Origin of the sequence: Niallia sp. FSL W8-0177 (genome assembly GCF_038006285.1) — a bacterium.
GTDB classification, from domain to species: domain Bacteria; phylum Bacillota; class Bacilli; order Bacillales; family Cytobacillaceae; genus Niallia; species Niallia circulans_A.
Window position 1 is genome coordinate 4,583,798 of the sequence record NZ_JBBOUX010000001.1, and the last position, 16,427, is coordinate 4,600,224.

Consider the following 16,427-nt stretch of genomic DNA (forward strand, 5'->3'; position numbering starts at 1 on the left):
CGATAGGATGTGTATCATGAAAGTATTGTGGATAACAAGTGTATACCCTAGTGCAGATAACCCTGGAAGCGGGGTGTTTCATGAAACACAGGTAAGAGCATTATCTTCTTTAGGAGTGGAGATAACAGTTATTAATCCAGTTCCATTAAATGCTTCTTTCTTTAGAATATGGAAGAAAAAATATCGTAAAAAGCACTATCCATATTTAGAGAAAAGGCATGGTGTAAACATATATAGGCCTGTGTATAGAGCGACACCTGGTCAACTTCGCTGGTTTCAGCCAGATAAACGTATCGCAGCGTGTATTCTTAAAACCTGGAAGAAAGAGAACATAGAGGCTGACTTGATCCATGCACACTTTGCTATGCCTTCGGGAGGGGCAGCAAGAATCGTTGCCTCTAAATATAAAAAGCCTTGGCTGCTCACATTACATGGAAGTGATGTACATATTTATCCATCATTTAGTCGAAGTGCGGAGCGTATTTTTCAAAAAACAGTGAAGTCCGCAGATGAAGTTATTGCCGTAGGAGAACATCTGGCTGCTGCAGCTGAGATGAAGACTGGGAGAAAGTGTTTGCCGTTACCGCTCGGAATTGATTTATCGAAATTTACATTAAATCAGGCAGCTGCTTTGAAAGAAAGCTCTAGAAAGGAATTAGCATTGCCTGTCAATAAAAAAATCATTTTGTTTGTAGGGCGTCTTGTGAAAGAAAAGGGGATTTTTGAATTAGCGGAGGCATTAGCTTATCTTCCGGAAGACTATGTAGTGGTTTATGTGGGAGCCGGCCAAGGAAAAGAAAGGCTGCAAAAGGAAAAAACGTATAATAAACGATTATTCTTAGCAGGACCAATTCCTAATGAGAAGGTAAGCGATTATTTATCAGCATGCGATATTTTTATTTTACCATCCTATTCGGAAGGATTGCCGACAGTTGTTATAGAGGCAATGGCTTTAAAAATACCGATCATTTGCACAAGTGTCGGCGGGATACCAGATTTATTTGGAGAGTACGCCGATTTGCTGATTCAGCCTCGGTCGGTACAAGAGATTGTAACAAGAGTGAAAGAGCAAGCAGCTGATGCAGCCTTGTTTGACAAAGCTGCAGAACAATTATATCAGCGTGTTCTTGATAACTATTCTGCAATTGATAATGCTAAAAAACTACTTAGAAATTACCAAGAATTGGCAAGTAAGTCAATTGAATCTACTAATCAATTAAATCACTTTTGGGAGGAAGCGTAATGACCAAGGTTCTTGTTACTGGTGGAGCAGGCTTTATTGGTTCACATATTGTCGAGAGTTTGTTAGATGAGGGATATGAAGTAATAGTTATCGATAATTTCTCTACTGGGAAATTTGAGAATATTAAGGATTTACCAATTAAAATATGCCCGTTTGATATAACGGATTCTCGTGTGATTGATTATATTGTCGACTTAAAACCTGATTATATTATTCATCAAGCAGCCCAAGTAAGTGTGGCAGAATCCGTTCATGACATATTACATGATGAGAATGTAAATGTAAAAGGATCATTGCATGTCATTAAAGCAGCTATTCGCGCTTCTGTACAGAAAATATTATTTGCCTCTTCTGCAGCTGTATACGGGAATCCAGTCGAGCTCCCTGTTACGACAGAACATCCAACTTTGCCAGAATCGCCTTATGGGTTAACGAAATTGACGGTTGAAAAATATTTGAAGTTAGCTTCTAAATTATATGGACTCTCCTATGGGATTTTAAGATATAGCAATGTCTATGGACCAAAGCAGGATGGTAAAGGAGAAGGCGGGGTTATCTCTATTTTTGCTGATCGTGTTTTCGAAAATAAGGCGCCAGTCATATACGGATCTGGAGAACAAACAAGAGATTTCATTTATGTAAAAGACGTTGCCAGCGCAAATTTACATGCATTAAAGCAGGATGAAAATCTTTGCTTGAATATTTCAGCCAATAATCGAATCTCGATAAATCAACTTTGGGAAAATATAGCTGATATAAGTGAGGTATCATTAAAACCGATTTATAAAGCAGAAAGAGAAGGCGATATTCTCCATAGTATTTTATGCAATGAACAGACAATACAAAAGCTGAAATGGAAGCCACAAACCAATTTAGAATATGGATTAAGAGAAACGCTATTCTCATCCAAACAAGTTTTACAAAAGTAATCAAAAGGTAGGGAGGAAGGATTGTAGAAGTTGGGAAATAACCGTACAGTAAGCAAAACAATAGGGTTCAGCGTATTAGGTATCGGTTGTCTTACCGTTTTATATTGGACAACGATATATCAATTAACTTGGATACTTCCCATCGTATGTATATGGATTGCGATTCAAGTGGGAATATATTTGAAATCAATCATAACACTTGATCAATTATTTCAAAATGTCATGTATGTCTTATTGCTTTCCACCTTTCTTAATCAGTCCATCCTGAGTGTGAATGTTGGTGCTTTTACCGTTTTTTTATACAGAATATTGCTATTATTGGCAATCATTCTATATATAGGCACTGCTTTGTACAAAAAAAGGATGGTACACGACTTTAACCGCAGTGGACTACCGTTTATTTGGTTGTTCTTTGGTGGATGGATTCTTTATGGAACCATTTCTATTCTTTGGTCCATTTCTATTATTGCTTCCCTTAAATACATGTCTTTATTGGTTATGGGAATAGCATTTGTCTATTTAGCGAATGTAACATTTAAAACTCGGCAACAGCTCCAGTACTTTTTGGCAGGATGGATTGGAATGACCATTTTATTAGTAGGAATAGGATTTGTGAATTATATCTTTTCTATTCAATTACCAAGTTCCGGATTATATGGTGCTTCCAGTTATAAACTGTCGTATCCGACAGCCGTTTTTTACAACCAAAATGATTTTGCTGTCTATTTAGGCATTTCTTTTTTCTTGTTTTTAGCTGTTGTAAAAAATACTAAGAGAACAATGATGAAGGGATCTATGTTTATTTTAAGCATCTTAGTTTTCCTGCTTATCTATTTAACAGAATCACGTGCTGGATTACTGGCGCTTGCAGGAGGCGGATTAGTGTATATATTCCTGATCATTCCGAAGTGGTGGAAGAAACTAATATTGCGAATTAGTCTTGGAGTAGGGTTACTAGGAGGAATAATATTTGCTAACAGAGGATTTAGTAAAATTCAGAGTCTTATAGAGTTATCCGGACAATATGAGCTTAATGAAGTGTTACCATCAAACTTAGCGAGAATCAATCTTTTAAGAAATACGTTTTCTTATTTGCTCGATTCTTATGGATTTGGAATTGGAGCAGGAAATATTCCTTATTATCTGGAGTATAAGAGTTATTTTCCAACAGGAAATGTCTACCAAGTACATAATTGGTATGCCGAAATCGCCGGAAACTTTGGCTTAATGATTTTGCTTGGCTACTTAATGATATTGATTTATGCATTTATATCATTCTATCGAGCGTACGAAAAGACGGAAAGCGGGACAGATAAAATGTTGTTAGAGGCGTGTATGATCGGAATGGTATCATTCATTATTTCGAGTATTAGCCCCAGTTCGGTGATGAACTTATATTTTCATTGGGTGTTTCTTGGGTTTATTTTATGTACACTGTCTGTTTATAAAAATAAAAAGCTAGAATCTTAACTTTCACAGCAGAAAGGGAGAGTTCGTTTGTGAAGTCTGTTTTATCAATTATAGCCACTAGATGGAAAAAATATTTTATTCCTTTATTATTGCTTAGTGCCCTTTTAGGAGCAATAGGATGGTTTGCCCCAGCTGGGAAAGAAAAGGGAGCAGTTAAAGCAGAGGCCACTATTTTACTAGGGAATTATGAAAATGAGTACTTAAATAATAGTGAAGTAATTGCATCCTTATTAAGAAATGAAACGACTTTTGTACACTATTTATCCGGTGTCGATATAGAGAAGGAACAGCTTCTTATTTCTGCGGATACCCCTAAAAAGATCAGCTTTACACTTACTGGTCCAAGTGAACAAGAAGCCGTAGATTCCTTATCAGAATTAGTAACTGCCTTTCTGGAAATGGATCAACAGTATTATCAAGAAAAAGAAGAAATTATCTCAGAAAGCATTGATCAGCTTCAAGAAATAACTGTTCAAGCAGAATCAGCTGTTGATCAACAACGATTTCTATATGAACTAAAAACAAAACAAGTCAATATGCAGCCAGCAATGCTAGTTAAGGATGTCGCAGCAGTAAGTGGGGATAATCGTGTAATCTCTCCTCGAGATCGAGCGCTAATGGGTGTTATGATCGGCATCATGCTCAGTTGTTTATGGATTATTTATCCGGTGTTCTTAAAATCTGAATCTGACTAAAAGAGGTGAGTGGAAGATGGCTCCATCTGTATCCATTATCATGCCTTCCTATAATTGTAAAGAGTATATATCTTTTAGCATCCAGTCTGTTAGGGAACAAACATACACAGATTGGGAACTGCTCATTGTTGATGACCATTCCACAGACGGCACAGTTGAGGTATTAAAGGAATGGGAAAAAGTAGAAGAGCGAATTCGAGTTTTTTACAGAACGGTTAATGGTGGAGCGGCTGTTGCTCGCAATATGGCGCTCGAGCATGCACGAGGAAAATATATTGCCTTTTTAGACAGTGATGATCGATGGAAACAAGAAAAGCTGGAAGTTCAATTAGCTTATATGAAGGAAAATCAGTATGCTTTCACCTTTACTGCTTATGAGTGTATTGATCAAAAAGGAGAGCAGATAAATAAATATATTCGAGTTCCTGAGCAAGTGGATTATCAAACCATGCTAAAAAATACAATTGTTGGTTGTCTTACTGTTCTAATTGATCGTGACCAAGTAGGGAATTTTCAAATGCCCAACATCCGTACTCGGCAGGATCTAGCAACTTGGTTAATGATTTTGAAGCGAGGTTTCCGTGCATTTGGCTTAAACGAAATATTAGCAGAATACAGGGTAGGAAATGATTCAATTTCTAAAAATAAATGGAAAGCAGCAAAAAATAATTGGCATGTTTATCGTCAAATAGAGCAGTTGAATTTCTTGCAGTCATCCTGGTATTTTTCTCATTATGCTTATAATGCTATTCGGAAGAGACTGTAGAAGGTAGAGGAGCATAGAAAATGAGAACAATCCACGTTATCGTTGCAACTGGCGTTTGGAATTTAGACAATTTAACTTATCGAAGACATCGATTTGCAGAATTTCTGCAAAAGCAGCAGGAAACAGAGGAAGTAATCTGGTTATGTCCAGGGGAAAAACAGACACCAGAAGTAACGAGATTAGAAAATGGTATTTACCAGTGGATAATCAGTGATTTGGGAAATTATAAAGTACAACGATTCGCTCGATTTATCCCCTTTTTCTACCAAAAGGAGCTCCGAATTTTAAGTAATTATTTAGCGGAAAAAAAAGGGGATTATTTGGTGAATTTATGGTATACCTATCCTGCCTTTCCGACTTTGCATAAGATATATTCCTGGGATCAAATCGTTTATGATTGCAGTGATTTATGGGCAGAACAATTGAGCGGGAAATTTTCTTTCCTTTCTTATTTAAAGCAAAAGATCATCTATCAAAGTGAACAAACAATTGTTGAAAAGGCAAGTTATATTACTTGTACTTCAAGCTTTTTAGCGGAGGAAATAATAAGTAGAACACCAGCTTATCGAGATAAGATTTTTACGTATGAAAATGGAGTAGAATACGAGCTTTTTCAGGAACGGAAGAATAAGGAGCCAGTTATAGAAAAAGAAGGGCTGACGATTGGGTACATTGGTGGGATTAAACCAAAGCTTGATTTTGGATTAATCCAGCAAATTGCACAAATGAGAAGGGATTGGACCATTTTATTAGTTGGTCCAGATGGAACGAATAACAGCCCGGAATTTATGAAATTATTGAAGGAACCCAATATTCAATGGATGGGAAGTGTATCGAGAAATCAGGTTCCAGCTTATATGCATATGCTTGATATAGGGATTATGCCATATAAGGATACTCCATATAATAAGGCTATTTTTCCATTAAAGCTTTTTGAATTTCTTGCTGCTGGAAAACCAGTGATAGGGATGAACTTGCCTTCAACAAAAGGATATGTAGAAGAAGGCGTTTATGAACTTTTGCTAGGGGAGCCAGAAGTGAATCAATTTATTCATGCCTGTGAAAAGATGGCAGAAAATGCTGGTAGCCAAGTGTGGCAGAGCAGAAGAAAGCAACTTGCCATGTTAAAAGATTGGGAGAATATCTTCCAAGAGATGATCCAAGTCGACAAAGAAACTAGCATATGAGGGATACCTGATGGCTAGTTTCTTTGTCGTTCTTATTCAGGTTAAATTTTACTGTATATTTCCATTTCATCCATTATATCTTGTAGTGTAATATGTTCTAATTCCTTTTCCATTGTTAGTTGGATGGTAGAAAAAGTCCTGTTTAAGGTTGGATGAATTTTGCTTCCTATCGGGCAACGGTGATTTGGATGATCATGTATTGCGAACCATTCACTTTTTGGTTGAACGGCTAAATAAATGTCTAAAAGAGTAATATCAGCAGGAGATTTTAATAAGGATGCCCCAGAAATGCCTGCTCTGCTCGTTAGCATTCCTCCTCTTTTTAAAAGTCCGCACATTCTTCTTATCACTACAGGATTTGTATTCACACTTTCTGCAATAGAATCAGAGGTTATTTGTTCGTATGGTTTCGAGGCAATTAAAGATAGGATATGAATAGCAACAGATAGCCGGCTGTTAGCCATAATAGATAGACACCACCAATCAAATTTTTTGTCATTCATTAGGAATACGTTATAATTGTTGCGTTGATAAAATTGATAGCGAATCCGAAGAGAAGCGCTTACATTACGTGGCTACTATTATTATACAATGGAATATAAGGGCATAATCAGCTAATTTGCAATTAAATTGTGAACAAATAGACACAAAAAAAGCGATGATGATGAGAAAGAAAGTGGTCATGATGCTTTATAATAAAAAAAGCTATTAATAAGAAGGTATTTAGAAGAGGGAATTTTGCTAAAAGAGGTGGAAGAAAGTGAAAACGGTTTTAGTTGTAGGTGGTGGGATAACAGGATTATCTGCCATGTATTATTTGCAAAAGGAAAATAGAGAAAGACAATTAGGACTTCGACTAGTTTTAGTGGAGGCAAATGACTACCTAGGCGGGAAAATCCATACGGTTACAAAAAATGATCTGCTTATGGAAACAGGAGCAGATTCCATTGTTGCCCGCAATAAAAATGTTCTTCCCTTTGTTAAGGAACTTAATTTAGAAGAAGAAATTGTTTATAACGCAACAGGGACATCTTATATTCATACACAAAACAAATTATTAGAAATTCCCAAGGATTCTATTTTCGGTATTCCGATGACATTAGAAGCTCTTTTTACAAGTGAACTCCTTTCCACTCGAGGAAAGCTAGAGGCTTTAAAGGATCTTTTTCGTACTAAGTCAAGCTTTACGAGAGAATCCTCCATTGGTGAATTTTTAGAGTATTATCTGGGAAAGGAAATCGTAGAAAAGCAGATTGCACCAGTTCTTGCGGGCGTTTACTCTGGAAATATTTATTCGTTAACAATGGGTTCCACCCTACCTTATCTGCTCGAATATAAGGAGCAGTATGGAAGCATCATCCGTGGGTTAGGGAAGAATAAAGAATCGTTTCAATCTGCTGCGAATAAGAAATTTATTTCTTTTAAAGATGGGTTATCTACAATTATAGATCGACTGGAGAAGGTATTAGAAGATGTATCCATTAGAAAGGGAATAGCTGTTACACGAATAAATAAGGAAGCAGACCAATATAAAGTTCAATTATCCAATGGGGAAGAAGAAATGGCAGACATGGTTGTCTTATCTACTCCCCACAATGTAACACAGCATATTTTAAGGAAGGATGAATTAAATCCTGTCTTTAGCAAGTTGAAAAATTCGTCCAATATCACCTTATATTTGTCCTATGATATTTCCGATGATGAACTGCCTAAAGATGGAACAGGCTTTATAGTCGCAGGGGATAGTGATATTGTTTGTAATGCTTGTACGTGGACAAGTAGAAAGTGGAAGCATACATCGAAGAATGATCAGCTATTATTGCGTCTATTCTATAAAAAAACAAATCCAGCCTATGAACGGCTAAATAGCCTTACAGAAGAGGAACTAATCCAAGAGGCTAGAAAGGATATAGAGAGAAGTCTTGGAATTACTTCAAAACCTAAAAGTTATGAAGTGACAAAATGGACTAATGCGATGCCTGTTTACTCATTAGAACATAAGCAAGCAGTAGAACAACTTAGCCAAGACTTAGCTCTTTTATACCCTAATGTGCATCTAGCTGGTTGTTCCTACTATGGAGTAGGAATTGCAGCATGTATAGCGAATGGGGAAGAAACAGCTAAGAAAATTTTGCATTCCATAGAATAAGAAAAGTGCAGAGCCATAGTAGGAAGGCTCTGTTTTTTTGTGAAATGATTTGATAGATGGAGCAATCGCTTGCTATTTATTTTGTAAAATAGCCGATTTTTAATTTCTTAATCTAGTAACGGGTTTTCACAAGATTTATAATAGGTGGAAGAACATAAAGAAAAGAGGAACTAACTAAATGAACAAAAGCCAGATGATGAGGATACAGGAGCAAAAGTAATGGATCATACTGTCATGGTATTTATTGTTTTAATCACGATGTCGGGTGCATTGCATGTGATATTAGCCATTATTGCGTATATGAATAGACAGGCATTTGAGGGAATGCGGACATTTTTGTGGTTTTCCTGCTTTAATGCTATTTATGCATTTGGGTATGCATTAGGACTTGCCAGTACAACGATAGAAGGAATGAAATTTTGGACAGCTGTTCAGTATTTAGGTATGCCGTTTTCGGCACCAGCTACATTAATTCTTGTTTTGCAATATATCGGCTACGATAGGCATTTAAATAAAAAAATGTATTTTTTCTATTATTTAATCCCAGCCCTTTCCTTTTTACTCGTTGCGACAAATGATTATCATCATTTATTCTATCAATCTGTATATTTAGAATATCGAAACGCAACTCCTCTCATGCAAATTACGATGGGACAATGGTATTTGCTACACGGTGCTTACTCGTTCGGAGCGTCTGCCATTGCTTTTGTATTACTATCGATTTATTGGTTTAAAGAGAAATCTAGGCAAACAAAACAAGTAGCCATACTATTGACAGGAATTCTTGTCCCTGTTGGCGCGTCTTTTTCTTATTTGATAGGACTTACTCCAAACGGCTTAGATCCTGTTCCAATTGCGATGCTATTTTCTAGTTCACTTTATTTATATGCTATCATATCTACGAAGTTTTTGTTGGTCCCGCCAATAGAAAAGGATTATATATTTGAAAGTATGGGAGAGGCAGTACTAGTTTTAGATCAGACATATCATCTAAAAGATTTTAATAAGGCAGCTTCTAGATTATTTATTGATGTGAAAAGAGGAAAACATATAGCAGCTGTATTAGGGCTGGATGATCCAATTCTTGGACTGTTAAAAAACATCGATACGGATTCTGTCATATCGGAAGTGGAAAGGACTAATAAATCAGCAACGGAATATTATCAAGTTAAGATTTCTCCGATTAAAAAAGGAGAGTCAGCCATTGTCGGTACTTCCATTATGTTTGCAAATATTACGGAACAAAAGAAGGAACAGCTCAGCTTAACAAAATTGGCATACACAGATAGTCTGACACAAATATATAACCGTGCTTATGTTACAGCCCTTGCTGAAGAGATGCTTGTCAAGCATAGAAAGATAGCCGTTATCCTGTTTGATATTGATCATTTCAAGAAAATAAATGATACATATGGACATTTTGGGGGAGACGAAGCATTAAAGCATATTGCATCTCTAAGTAAAGCTCTGGTGCCAGGGAATGGAGTTTTTGGCAGATACGGTGGAGAGGAATTTATTCTTTTTCTATTTGGAAAAGAAGCAGAATCAGCCATTGACCTTTCTAGGAAATTAAGAAGATTAATCGCAGAATCCCCTTTCTATTATAAGGAAATAGTAATTAATATTACTGCGAGCTTTGGCGTGGCTATAAAGGAAAACTGTCTAGCTCTTATCCCGTTGATTAGCGAGGCGGATGAAGCGCTATATGCATCCAAAAGAGAGGGAAGAAATACCGTTTGTGTCGCAGAAAATGGAGAATACATCAAATTAGAATCTTCTCCATTAGTAGGGAAATATTGATAAGAGTAAGGGAGTTTTCTCGTGTGTCTGCAAATGTTATTTTTTCTCACACTATTTGTTAAAATATTTAGAAAATACTCAAAAATGTATTGCGTAAAAAAGAGTGGTGTATTACAATTTTTTATATAATCTAAATCTATCTTTTTTCGTCAAAATCAAAATGATAGAGAGAAAAGTTTGTTAGTTTTGCTGTTATTCAAGACAGAGCCCTTTTCTTACGACATATGCATTGCTTCGAATGTTTATGATGATCTCATAAATATCTCGTGCAATATCCAGATGTTTATAGGAGGAGTATCACATGTATCATGCAAATACTATATATATTATTGGAGAAAGTAAAACATCCTCTAATAATGCCATTATGCAGCAATACAATGGTTTTTTTATTGCGTTAGTGGTGGATAGAGTCTCTCACACAATTATTGATGCAGAATGTTCTTCCACTATCAATATAACCTCTTCCTTCATTAAGTCTATTGTAGTCGGGAAATCGATGTTAGATTTAGACACCGTTTTAAAGGAAGTAGAAAATCGTTATTTTGGATCTTCTCAAAAAGCAGTTATGGTTGCTTTTAAGAATGCCCATATTAAATATAAACAACTATTAAAAGAATTGGTGTAAACTGCTTTTTCTGTTATACGCAGAGAAAATCCAGTTGATAGAGATTTTACTTCTCTGTTAGCTGGATTTTTTTATTTTGTACGAATAAGTTAGACCAAAAAATGTGGGAGGTTTTTTCTAATGGGCAAAATTTATATGTCAGTTGATATGGAAGGAATAACAGGGTTAATTGATCACACACAGGTTGATTCCGATAAGCTAAATTATGAAAGAAGCCGCATCCTGATGACAGATGAAGCAAACTACGTTGTTACAAGTCTATTTGATCAAGGCATAGAAGAAGTGGTTGTAAATGACAGCCATAGTAAAATGAATAATTTATTAATAGAAAGATTTCATCCCAAAACAAAGTTAATAACAGGGGATGTGAAACCATATTCAATGGTGCAAGGGCTTGATGCTAGTTATGACGGGGCAATCTTTGTCGGGTATCATGCGCGAGCTTCTGTTCCTGGTGTTATGACCCATAGCATGATTTTTGGAGTCCGTAATATGTACATAGATGACGTTGTTGTTGGAGAATTAGGATTTAATGCTTATGTTGCTGGATATTTTGGTGTTCCAATAATTCTTGTAGCAGGGGACGATCAAGCAGCACAAGAAGCAGAACAGCTTATTCCTAATGTAACAACAGCGATTGTGAAAAATAGTATTTCAAGATCAGCAGCGATGAGTTTAACTCCTGCCCAAGCTGGAGAATTGCTGAAAGAAAAGACAAGGGAAGCGTTAGAAAAAAAGCATTTAATAAAACCTTTAGTACCACCAGCCAGTCCATTACTCCGCATCGAATTTGCGAACTATGGACAAGCAGAATGGGCTCATTTAATGCCGGGCACTGAGATAGAGCCTGGTACTACAATTGTGCGTTTTCAAGCAAAAAACATCTTAGAAGCATATCAAGCTATGCTGGTTATGACTGAACTTGCGATGAGAACAACATTTTGTTAGGTGGTGTGACCGATGAAATCTTATTATGTTAAGCGCTTTTTCTCGATGGTCGTAACGTTATGGGTCATTATTACGATTACTTTCTTTTTAATGCATTTTACACCAGGTTCGCCATTTAATGATGAAAGAACGACGAATGATGCGATTCAGAAGAATTTAGAGGAGCAATATCATTTAGATAAACCGCTCATTGTTCAATATGGTATGTATTTAAAACAAATAGCAACCTTTGACTTTGGCATATCGATAAAAAAATCATCGCAAACAGTAAATGAAATGATTGGAAGAGGATTTCCTGTTTCCTTTGAGCTTGGTATGGTTTCCTTAATAGTTGCGGTTATTTCAGGGATAACGCTTGGCGTGATTGCTTCCCTTAAACACAATGGGGTCATTGATTATATAGCGATGACAATAGCGGTAATAGGAATTTCTATTCCTAACTTTGTTTTAGCAACCATGTTGATTCAACAGTTTGCGGTTCATTGGAAGATACTCCCGACAGCGACATGGTCGAGCTGGAAGCATATGATTCTCCCAACGATAGCACTTGCGACAGGTCCAACCGCCATTATTGCTCGGTTAACAAGAACGAGTATGCTAGAAGTATTAACACAAGATTATATAAAAACAGCTAGGGCAAAGGGACTTTCTCCATTCAAAATAATTGTCAAACACGCACTGCGCAATGCTCTTTTGCCAGTTGTAACTTTATTAGGTGCTTTGGCAGCCAGTATTTTGACTGGTACCTTCGTGATTGAAAAAATATTTGCGATTCCTGGTATGGGGAAATACTTTGTAGATAGTATTAATAATCGTGATTATCCTGTTATTATGGGGACGACTATTTTTTACAGTACCATTTTAATTATCATGCTATTCCTCGTTGATTTAGCATATGGCATATTGGATCCGCGAATAAAACTTCAGAAGAAGGAGGGCTAGCAATGGGCTTACGTCAAGAAACAATGTATGAAAAAAAGGACGATATTGCTCTTGATGAATGGTTTGTACCAATAGAGAGACAGCTTGGGGAGGCTGAAGCCGTTGTTCGTCCAAGCCTATCCTATTGGCAAGAAGCATGGAGAAATCTTTGGAAGAATAAATTAGCGATGGGAGCATTTTTTTTCTTAATTTTATTAATTATTATGTCTATCATTGGACCGATAATTTCTCCCCATTCGATTTCGGAGCAAAAGCTTATTAATCAAAATCAGCCGCCTTCTTCTGAATATTGGTTTGGGACAGATAGTCTTGGCAGAGACGTCTTTTCAAGAACCTGGTACGGGGCCAGAATATCGTTGTTTGTTGGGATTGCTGCTGCCGTCATTGATTTTTTGATAGGAGTTGCTTACGGTGGGCTATCGGGATACAAGGGTGGCAAGATGGATCACGTCATGATGAGAATAGTAGAAGTACTATATGGACTCCCATATTTATTAATCGTTATTTTAATGTCTGTTGTGATGGGGCCGGGGCTAGGATCTATTATTATTGCCTTGTCTATTACAGGATGGGTTGGAATGGCCCGCATAGTTAGAGGACAAGTTCTGCAAATAAAAAACTATGAATTTATTTTAGCATCGAAAACTTTTGGAGCTAAAACTTACAGAATAATTAGAAAAAACCTTCTTCCAAATACAATGGGCCCGATAATTGTTCAAATGACTTTAACAGTTCCCTCTGCAATATTTGCAGAAGCGTTTTTAAGCTTTTTAGGGCTTGGCATCCAAGCACCTTTAACAAGCTGGGGAGTTATGGCAGATGAAGGATTATCTGCTATTTTAACAGGTCATTGGTGGAGGCTGTTTTTTCCAACCTTATTTATATCGCTTACGATGTTTGCTTTCAATGTATTAGGGGATGGACTCCAGGATGCTCTTGATCCAAAGCTGAGGGGTGGAAAATAATGACGGCAATACTAGAAATCCGTAATCTACATGTTTCTTTTGCGTCTTATGGAGGAGAGGTAAAAGCGGTAAGAGGAGTAAATTTTTCGTTGCAAAAGGGGGAAACTTTAGCCATTGTTGGAGAATCTGGCTGTGGAAAAAGTGTTACATCGCAAACGATTATGCGATTAATTCCGAGTCCGCCAGGAAGAATTACAGATGGCTCTATTTTATATAAAGGGATGGATCTCACCAAGCTGAAAGATGAAGACATGAGAAAAATTCGCGGTGCCGATATCTCTATGATTTTCCAAGACCCAATGACAGCTTTAAATCCTACGCTGACGATTGGAGATCAGATTATGGAAGGGATTAAACAGCACAAGCAGATTTCCAAAGCAGAAGCAAAAGATAAGGCGATTGAAATGCTTACATTAGTTGGCATCCCTAATCCCGAAATGCGATTGAAACAATATCCTCACCAATTTAGCGGAGGGATGAGACAGCGAATAGTGATCGCGATGGCATTGATTTGTGAACCAGAGATTTTAATTGCAGATGAGCCTACAACAGCTTTAGATGTAACAATCCAAGCGCAGATTTTGGATTTATTCCGAGAGATTCAACAAAAAAGAGAAGTATCCATTATTCTAATCACACATGATTTAGGGGTAGTTGCTCAAGTAGCTGATCGTGTAGCGGTTATGTACGCAGGAAAAATAGTGGAGATGGGCAATAGAAGAGATATTTTCTATTCTCCCCAGCATCCATATACAAAGGGTCTGCTAAATTCTGTCCCGAGATTGGATCAGGAAGGTGAGCTGGTGCCAATAGACGGAACTCCTCCAGATTTATTTTCTCCGCCAAAAGGCTGCTCTTTTACGGCAAGGTGCCCGTATGCAATGGAGGTGTGCAAAAGAGTATACCCGTCAAAAAGTAATTTGAGTGCTCAACATCAAGTCAATTGCTGGCTGCAGGATGAGCGGGCAAGACGGGTATTGCACACGATTTAAAGATTGGAAGTCTTCGGAATATAGTTTTTAGCTATTTTTTGACTTTAAAGGAAAAGTCATTTTATAGATTACGAGATGAAAACGAAGTGGGGGGAATATGATGAAAAAGATAGCAATCAGTTTTTTGGCTATGATTATAATTTTTTCACTTGCTGCTTGTACAGCCAATAGTGATGCAGGAAAGGAAAAGGCGGCAGGGGAAACGAAAGAAAAGGTATTAAATTTAAACAATGGACAAGAGCCTAGTTCTTTCGATCCGCCAATTGGTTTTGATAGTGTTTCATGGACAGCTTTAAACAATTTAATGGAGGGCTTAACGCGATTGGATAACAATCATGAGCCTCAAGCGGCTATAGCTGAAAAATGGGATGTGTCAGAAGACGGAAAAGTATATACGTTCCATTTAAGAGAGAATGCAAATTGGTCTAATGGAGATCCAGTTACTGCAGGTGATTTTGTCTTTGCTTGGAAACGATTGTTAAATCCAGATACGAAATCGCCAGCTGCTTTCCTTGGTTATTTTATTGAGGGGGGAGAAGCATATGCAAACGGAGAAGGTTCAGCAGAGGATGTAAAACTTAAAGCAGTTGATGAAAAGACGCTTGAAGTTACCTTAACAGCCCCACAAGCTTATTTTCTAAATGTTATCACTAATCCTGCATTTTTTCCGATTAATGAAAAGGTAGCGACAGAAAATCCAAAATGGTTTTCAGAGGCAGACTCATTTGTAGGAAATGGTCCATTTAAATTAACTAAATGGGAGCATGACAGCTATTTTGAAATGGAGAAAAACGAAAAATATTGGGATGCTGATACGGTTAAGTTAGATAAAATACACTGGGCAATGGTGGATGATTCCAATACAGAATATCAAATGTTCCAAAATGGGGAATTGGATGTTTCTGATGTTCCAGCAGAATTAAGTGAGCAGTTATTTAGTGAAGGAAAGGTTAAAGTAGAAGACCAGGCAGGAACGTATTTTTATCGATTTAATGTGACAAAAGAGCCGTTCACAAATAAAAATATTCGTAAGGCTTTTGCTTTAGCTGTTGATCAACAGCAAATCGTCGATTATGTAACAAAAAATCAAGAGAAGCCTGCCTATGGCTTTGTTTCATATGGATACTTGGACAATGACGGGAATGATTTCCGTAAAACGAATGGAGATTTAATAAAGACAGATGTGGAAGCAGCAAAGAAATTGCTTGAACAAGGAATGAAGGAAGAAGGATATACAACTTTGCCAGAAGTGACGCTTACTTATAGTACAAGTGATACACATAAAGCAATAGCGGAAGCCTTACAAGCAATGTTTAAGGATAATCTTGGCATAGACGTCAAGCTTGCCAATATGGAAGCAAGCGTCTTTACGCAAGAACAAACAGCTTTAAAGCTGCAATTATCCAGAAGCTCTTTCCTTGCAGACTATGGAGATCCGATTAACTTTCTTGAAAACTTCCAATCTGGTTTGGCAATGAATAGAACAGGTTGGTCAAATGCGGAATATGATCAATTAATTAAAGAGGCTAAAAATGAATCGGATGAAGCAAAACGCTTTGAATTAATGTATAAAGCAGAAAAATTACTGTTGGATGAGGCACCAATTTTCCCAATTCATTTCTATAACTATGTGTATTTACAAAACGATAGTGTGACGGGAATTGTTCGTCATCCGGTTGGATACCTTGAATTAAAATGGGCAGATAAAAAATAAGA

The 16,427-nt window shown here is 37.0% G+C and carries 15 protein-coding genes; 14 read left to right on the top strand and 1 reads right to left on the bottom strand.

All coding sequences use genetic code 11. From position 1 onward, the window contains the following. Window positions 1-16: 16 nt before the first annotated feature. The 6 genes from tuaC to tuaH are packed head-to-tail and all read left to right on the top strand — an operon-like array spanning window position 17 to window position 6,290. Window positions 17-1,243 carry a teichuronic acid biosynthesis protein TuaC gene (gene tuaC / locus NST77_RS22385; protein WP_095331143.1) on the top strand — a complete coding sequence of 409 codons (1,227 nt, stop codon included), beginning with the start codon at window positions 17-19 and terminating at the stop codon, window positions 1,241-1,243. Beyond that, complete coding sequence (locus NST77_RS22390) at window positions 1,243-2,172, top strand: NAD-dependent epimerase/dehydratase family protein (protein ID WP_095331141.1); 930 nt, start codon at window positions 1,243-1,245, stop codon at window positions 2,170-2,172. The genes tuaC and NST77_RS22390 overlap by 1 nt, the downstream gene beginning before the upstream one ends. 30 nt (window positions 2,173-2,202) lie before the next feature. Further along, on the top strand, window positions 2,203-3,642 hold the full coding sequence (locus NST77_RS22395; RefSeq protein ID WP_123258762.1) for an O-antigen ligase family protein: 1,440 nt from the start codon (window positions 2,203-2,205) through the stop codon (window positions 3,640-3,642). Window positions 3,643-3,671: 29 nt separating this feature from the next. Beyond that, window positions 3,672-4,337, top strand: coding sequence for a hypothetical protein (locus tag NST77_RS22400; protein WP_095331137.1), 666 nt, complete (start codon window positions 3,672-3,674; stop codon window positions 4,335-4,337). 16 nt (window positions 4,338-4,353) lie between these two features. Beyond that, the gene (gene tuaG, locus NST77_RS22405) at window positions 4,354-5,103 is read left to right on the top strand and encodes a teichuronic acid biosynthesis protein TuaG (protein ID WP_095331135.1); all 750 of its coding nucleotides are present in this window, start codon (window positions 4,354-4,356) and stop codon (window positions 5,101-5,103) included. A 20-nt stretch (window positions 5,104-5,123) separates the two neighbouring features. Further along, complete coding sequence (tuaH, locus tag NST77_RS22410; protein WP_341123584.1) at window positions 5,124-6,290, top strand: teichuronic acid biosynthesis protein TuaH; 1,167 nt, start codon at window positions 5,124-5,126, stop codon at window positions 6,288-6,290. Window positions 6,291-6,331: 41 nt separating this feature from the next. Here the strand turns inward: tuaH and NST77_RS22415 are convergent, their stop codons facing one another. Further along, window positions 6,332-6,754, bottom strand: coding sequence for an Rrf2 family transcriptional regulator (locus NST77_RS22415; protein ID WP_095331131.1), 423 nt, complete (start codon window positions 6,752-6,754; stop codon window positions 6,332-6,334). Window positions 6,755-7,050: 296 nt separating this feature from the next. Here NST77_RS22415 and NST77_RS22420 point away from each other — a divergent pair, with 296 nt between their 5' ends. The 8 genes from NST77_RS22420 to NST77_RS22455 all read left to right on the top strand — a co-directional run bounded on the left by NST77_RS22420 (window position 7,051) and on the right by NST77_RS22455 (window position 16,425). Beyond that, window positions 7,051-8,439 carry a protoporphyrinogen oxidase gene (locus NST77_RS22420; RefSeq protein WP_341123585.1) on the top strand — a complete coding sequence of 463 codons (1,389 nt, stop codon included), beginning with the start codon at window positions 7,051-7,053 and terminating at the stop codon, window positions 8,437-8,439. Between the two features lie 219 nt (window positions 8,440-8,658). Further along, a complete protein-coding gene (locus NST77_RS22425) occupies window positions 8,659-10,239 on the top strand; it encodes a histidine kinase N-terminal 7TM domain-containing diguanylate cyclase (RefSeq protein WP_095331127.1) in 1,581 nt (526 codons plus the stop codon). Window positions 10,240-10,540: 301 nt separating this feature from the next. Beyond that, the gene (locus tag NST77_RS22430; protein WP_095331125.1) at window positions 10,541-10,864 is read left to right on the top strand and encodes a DUF3870 domain-containing protein; all 324 of its coding nucleotides are present in this window, start codon (window positions 10,541-10,543) and stop codon (window positions 10,862-10,864) included. A gap of 120 nt (window positions 10,865-10,984) precedes the next feature. Beyond that, window positions 10,985-11,812 (top strand): M55 family metallopeptidase, encoded by an 828-nt coding sequence (locus NST77_RS22435; RefSeq protein WP_095331123.1) that lies wholly within the window; start codon window positions 10,985-10,987, stop codon window positions 11,810-11,812. A 12-nt stretch (window positions 11,813-11,824) separates the two neighbouring features. Next, entirely contained in the window at window positions 11,825-12,754 is a 930-nt protein-coding gene (locus NST77_RS22440; protein ID WP_095331121.1) for an ABC transporter permease, read from the top strand. A 2-nt stretch (window positions 12,755-12,756) separates the two neighbouring features. Continuing rightward, complete coding sequence (locus NST77_RS22445) at window positions 12,757-13,719, top strand: ABC transporter permease (protein ID WP_163185700.1); 963 nt, start codon at window positions 12,757-12,759, stop codon at window positions 13,717-13,719. Continuing rightward, on the top strand, window positions 13,719-14,711 hold the full coding sequence (locus NST77_RS22450; RefSeq protein ID WP_095331119.1) for an ABC transporter ATP-binding protein: 993 nt from the start codon (window positions 13,719-13,721) through the stop codon (window positions 14,709-14,711). Before NST77_RS22445 ends, NST77_RS22450 begins: the two co-directional genes overlap by 1 nt. Before the next feature lie 100 nt (window positions 14,712-14,811). Then, a complete protein-coding gene (locus tag NST77_RS22455) occupies window positions 14,812-16,425 on the top strand; it encodes a peptide ABC transporter substrate-binding protein (protein WP_095331117.1) in 1,614 nt (537 codons plus the stop codon). Window positions 16,426-16,427 lie beyond the last annotated feature (2 nt).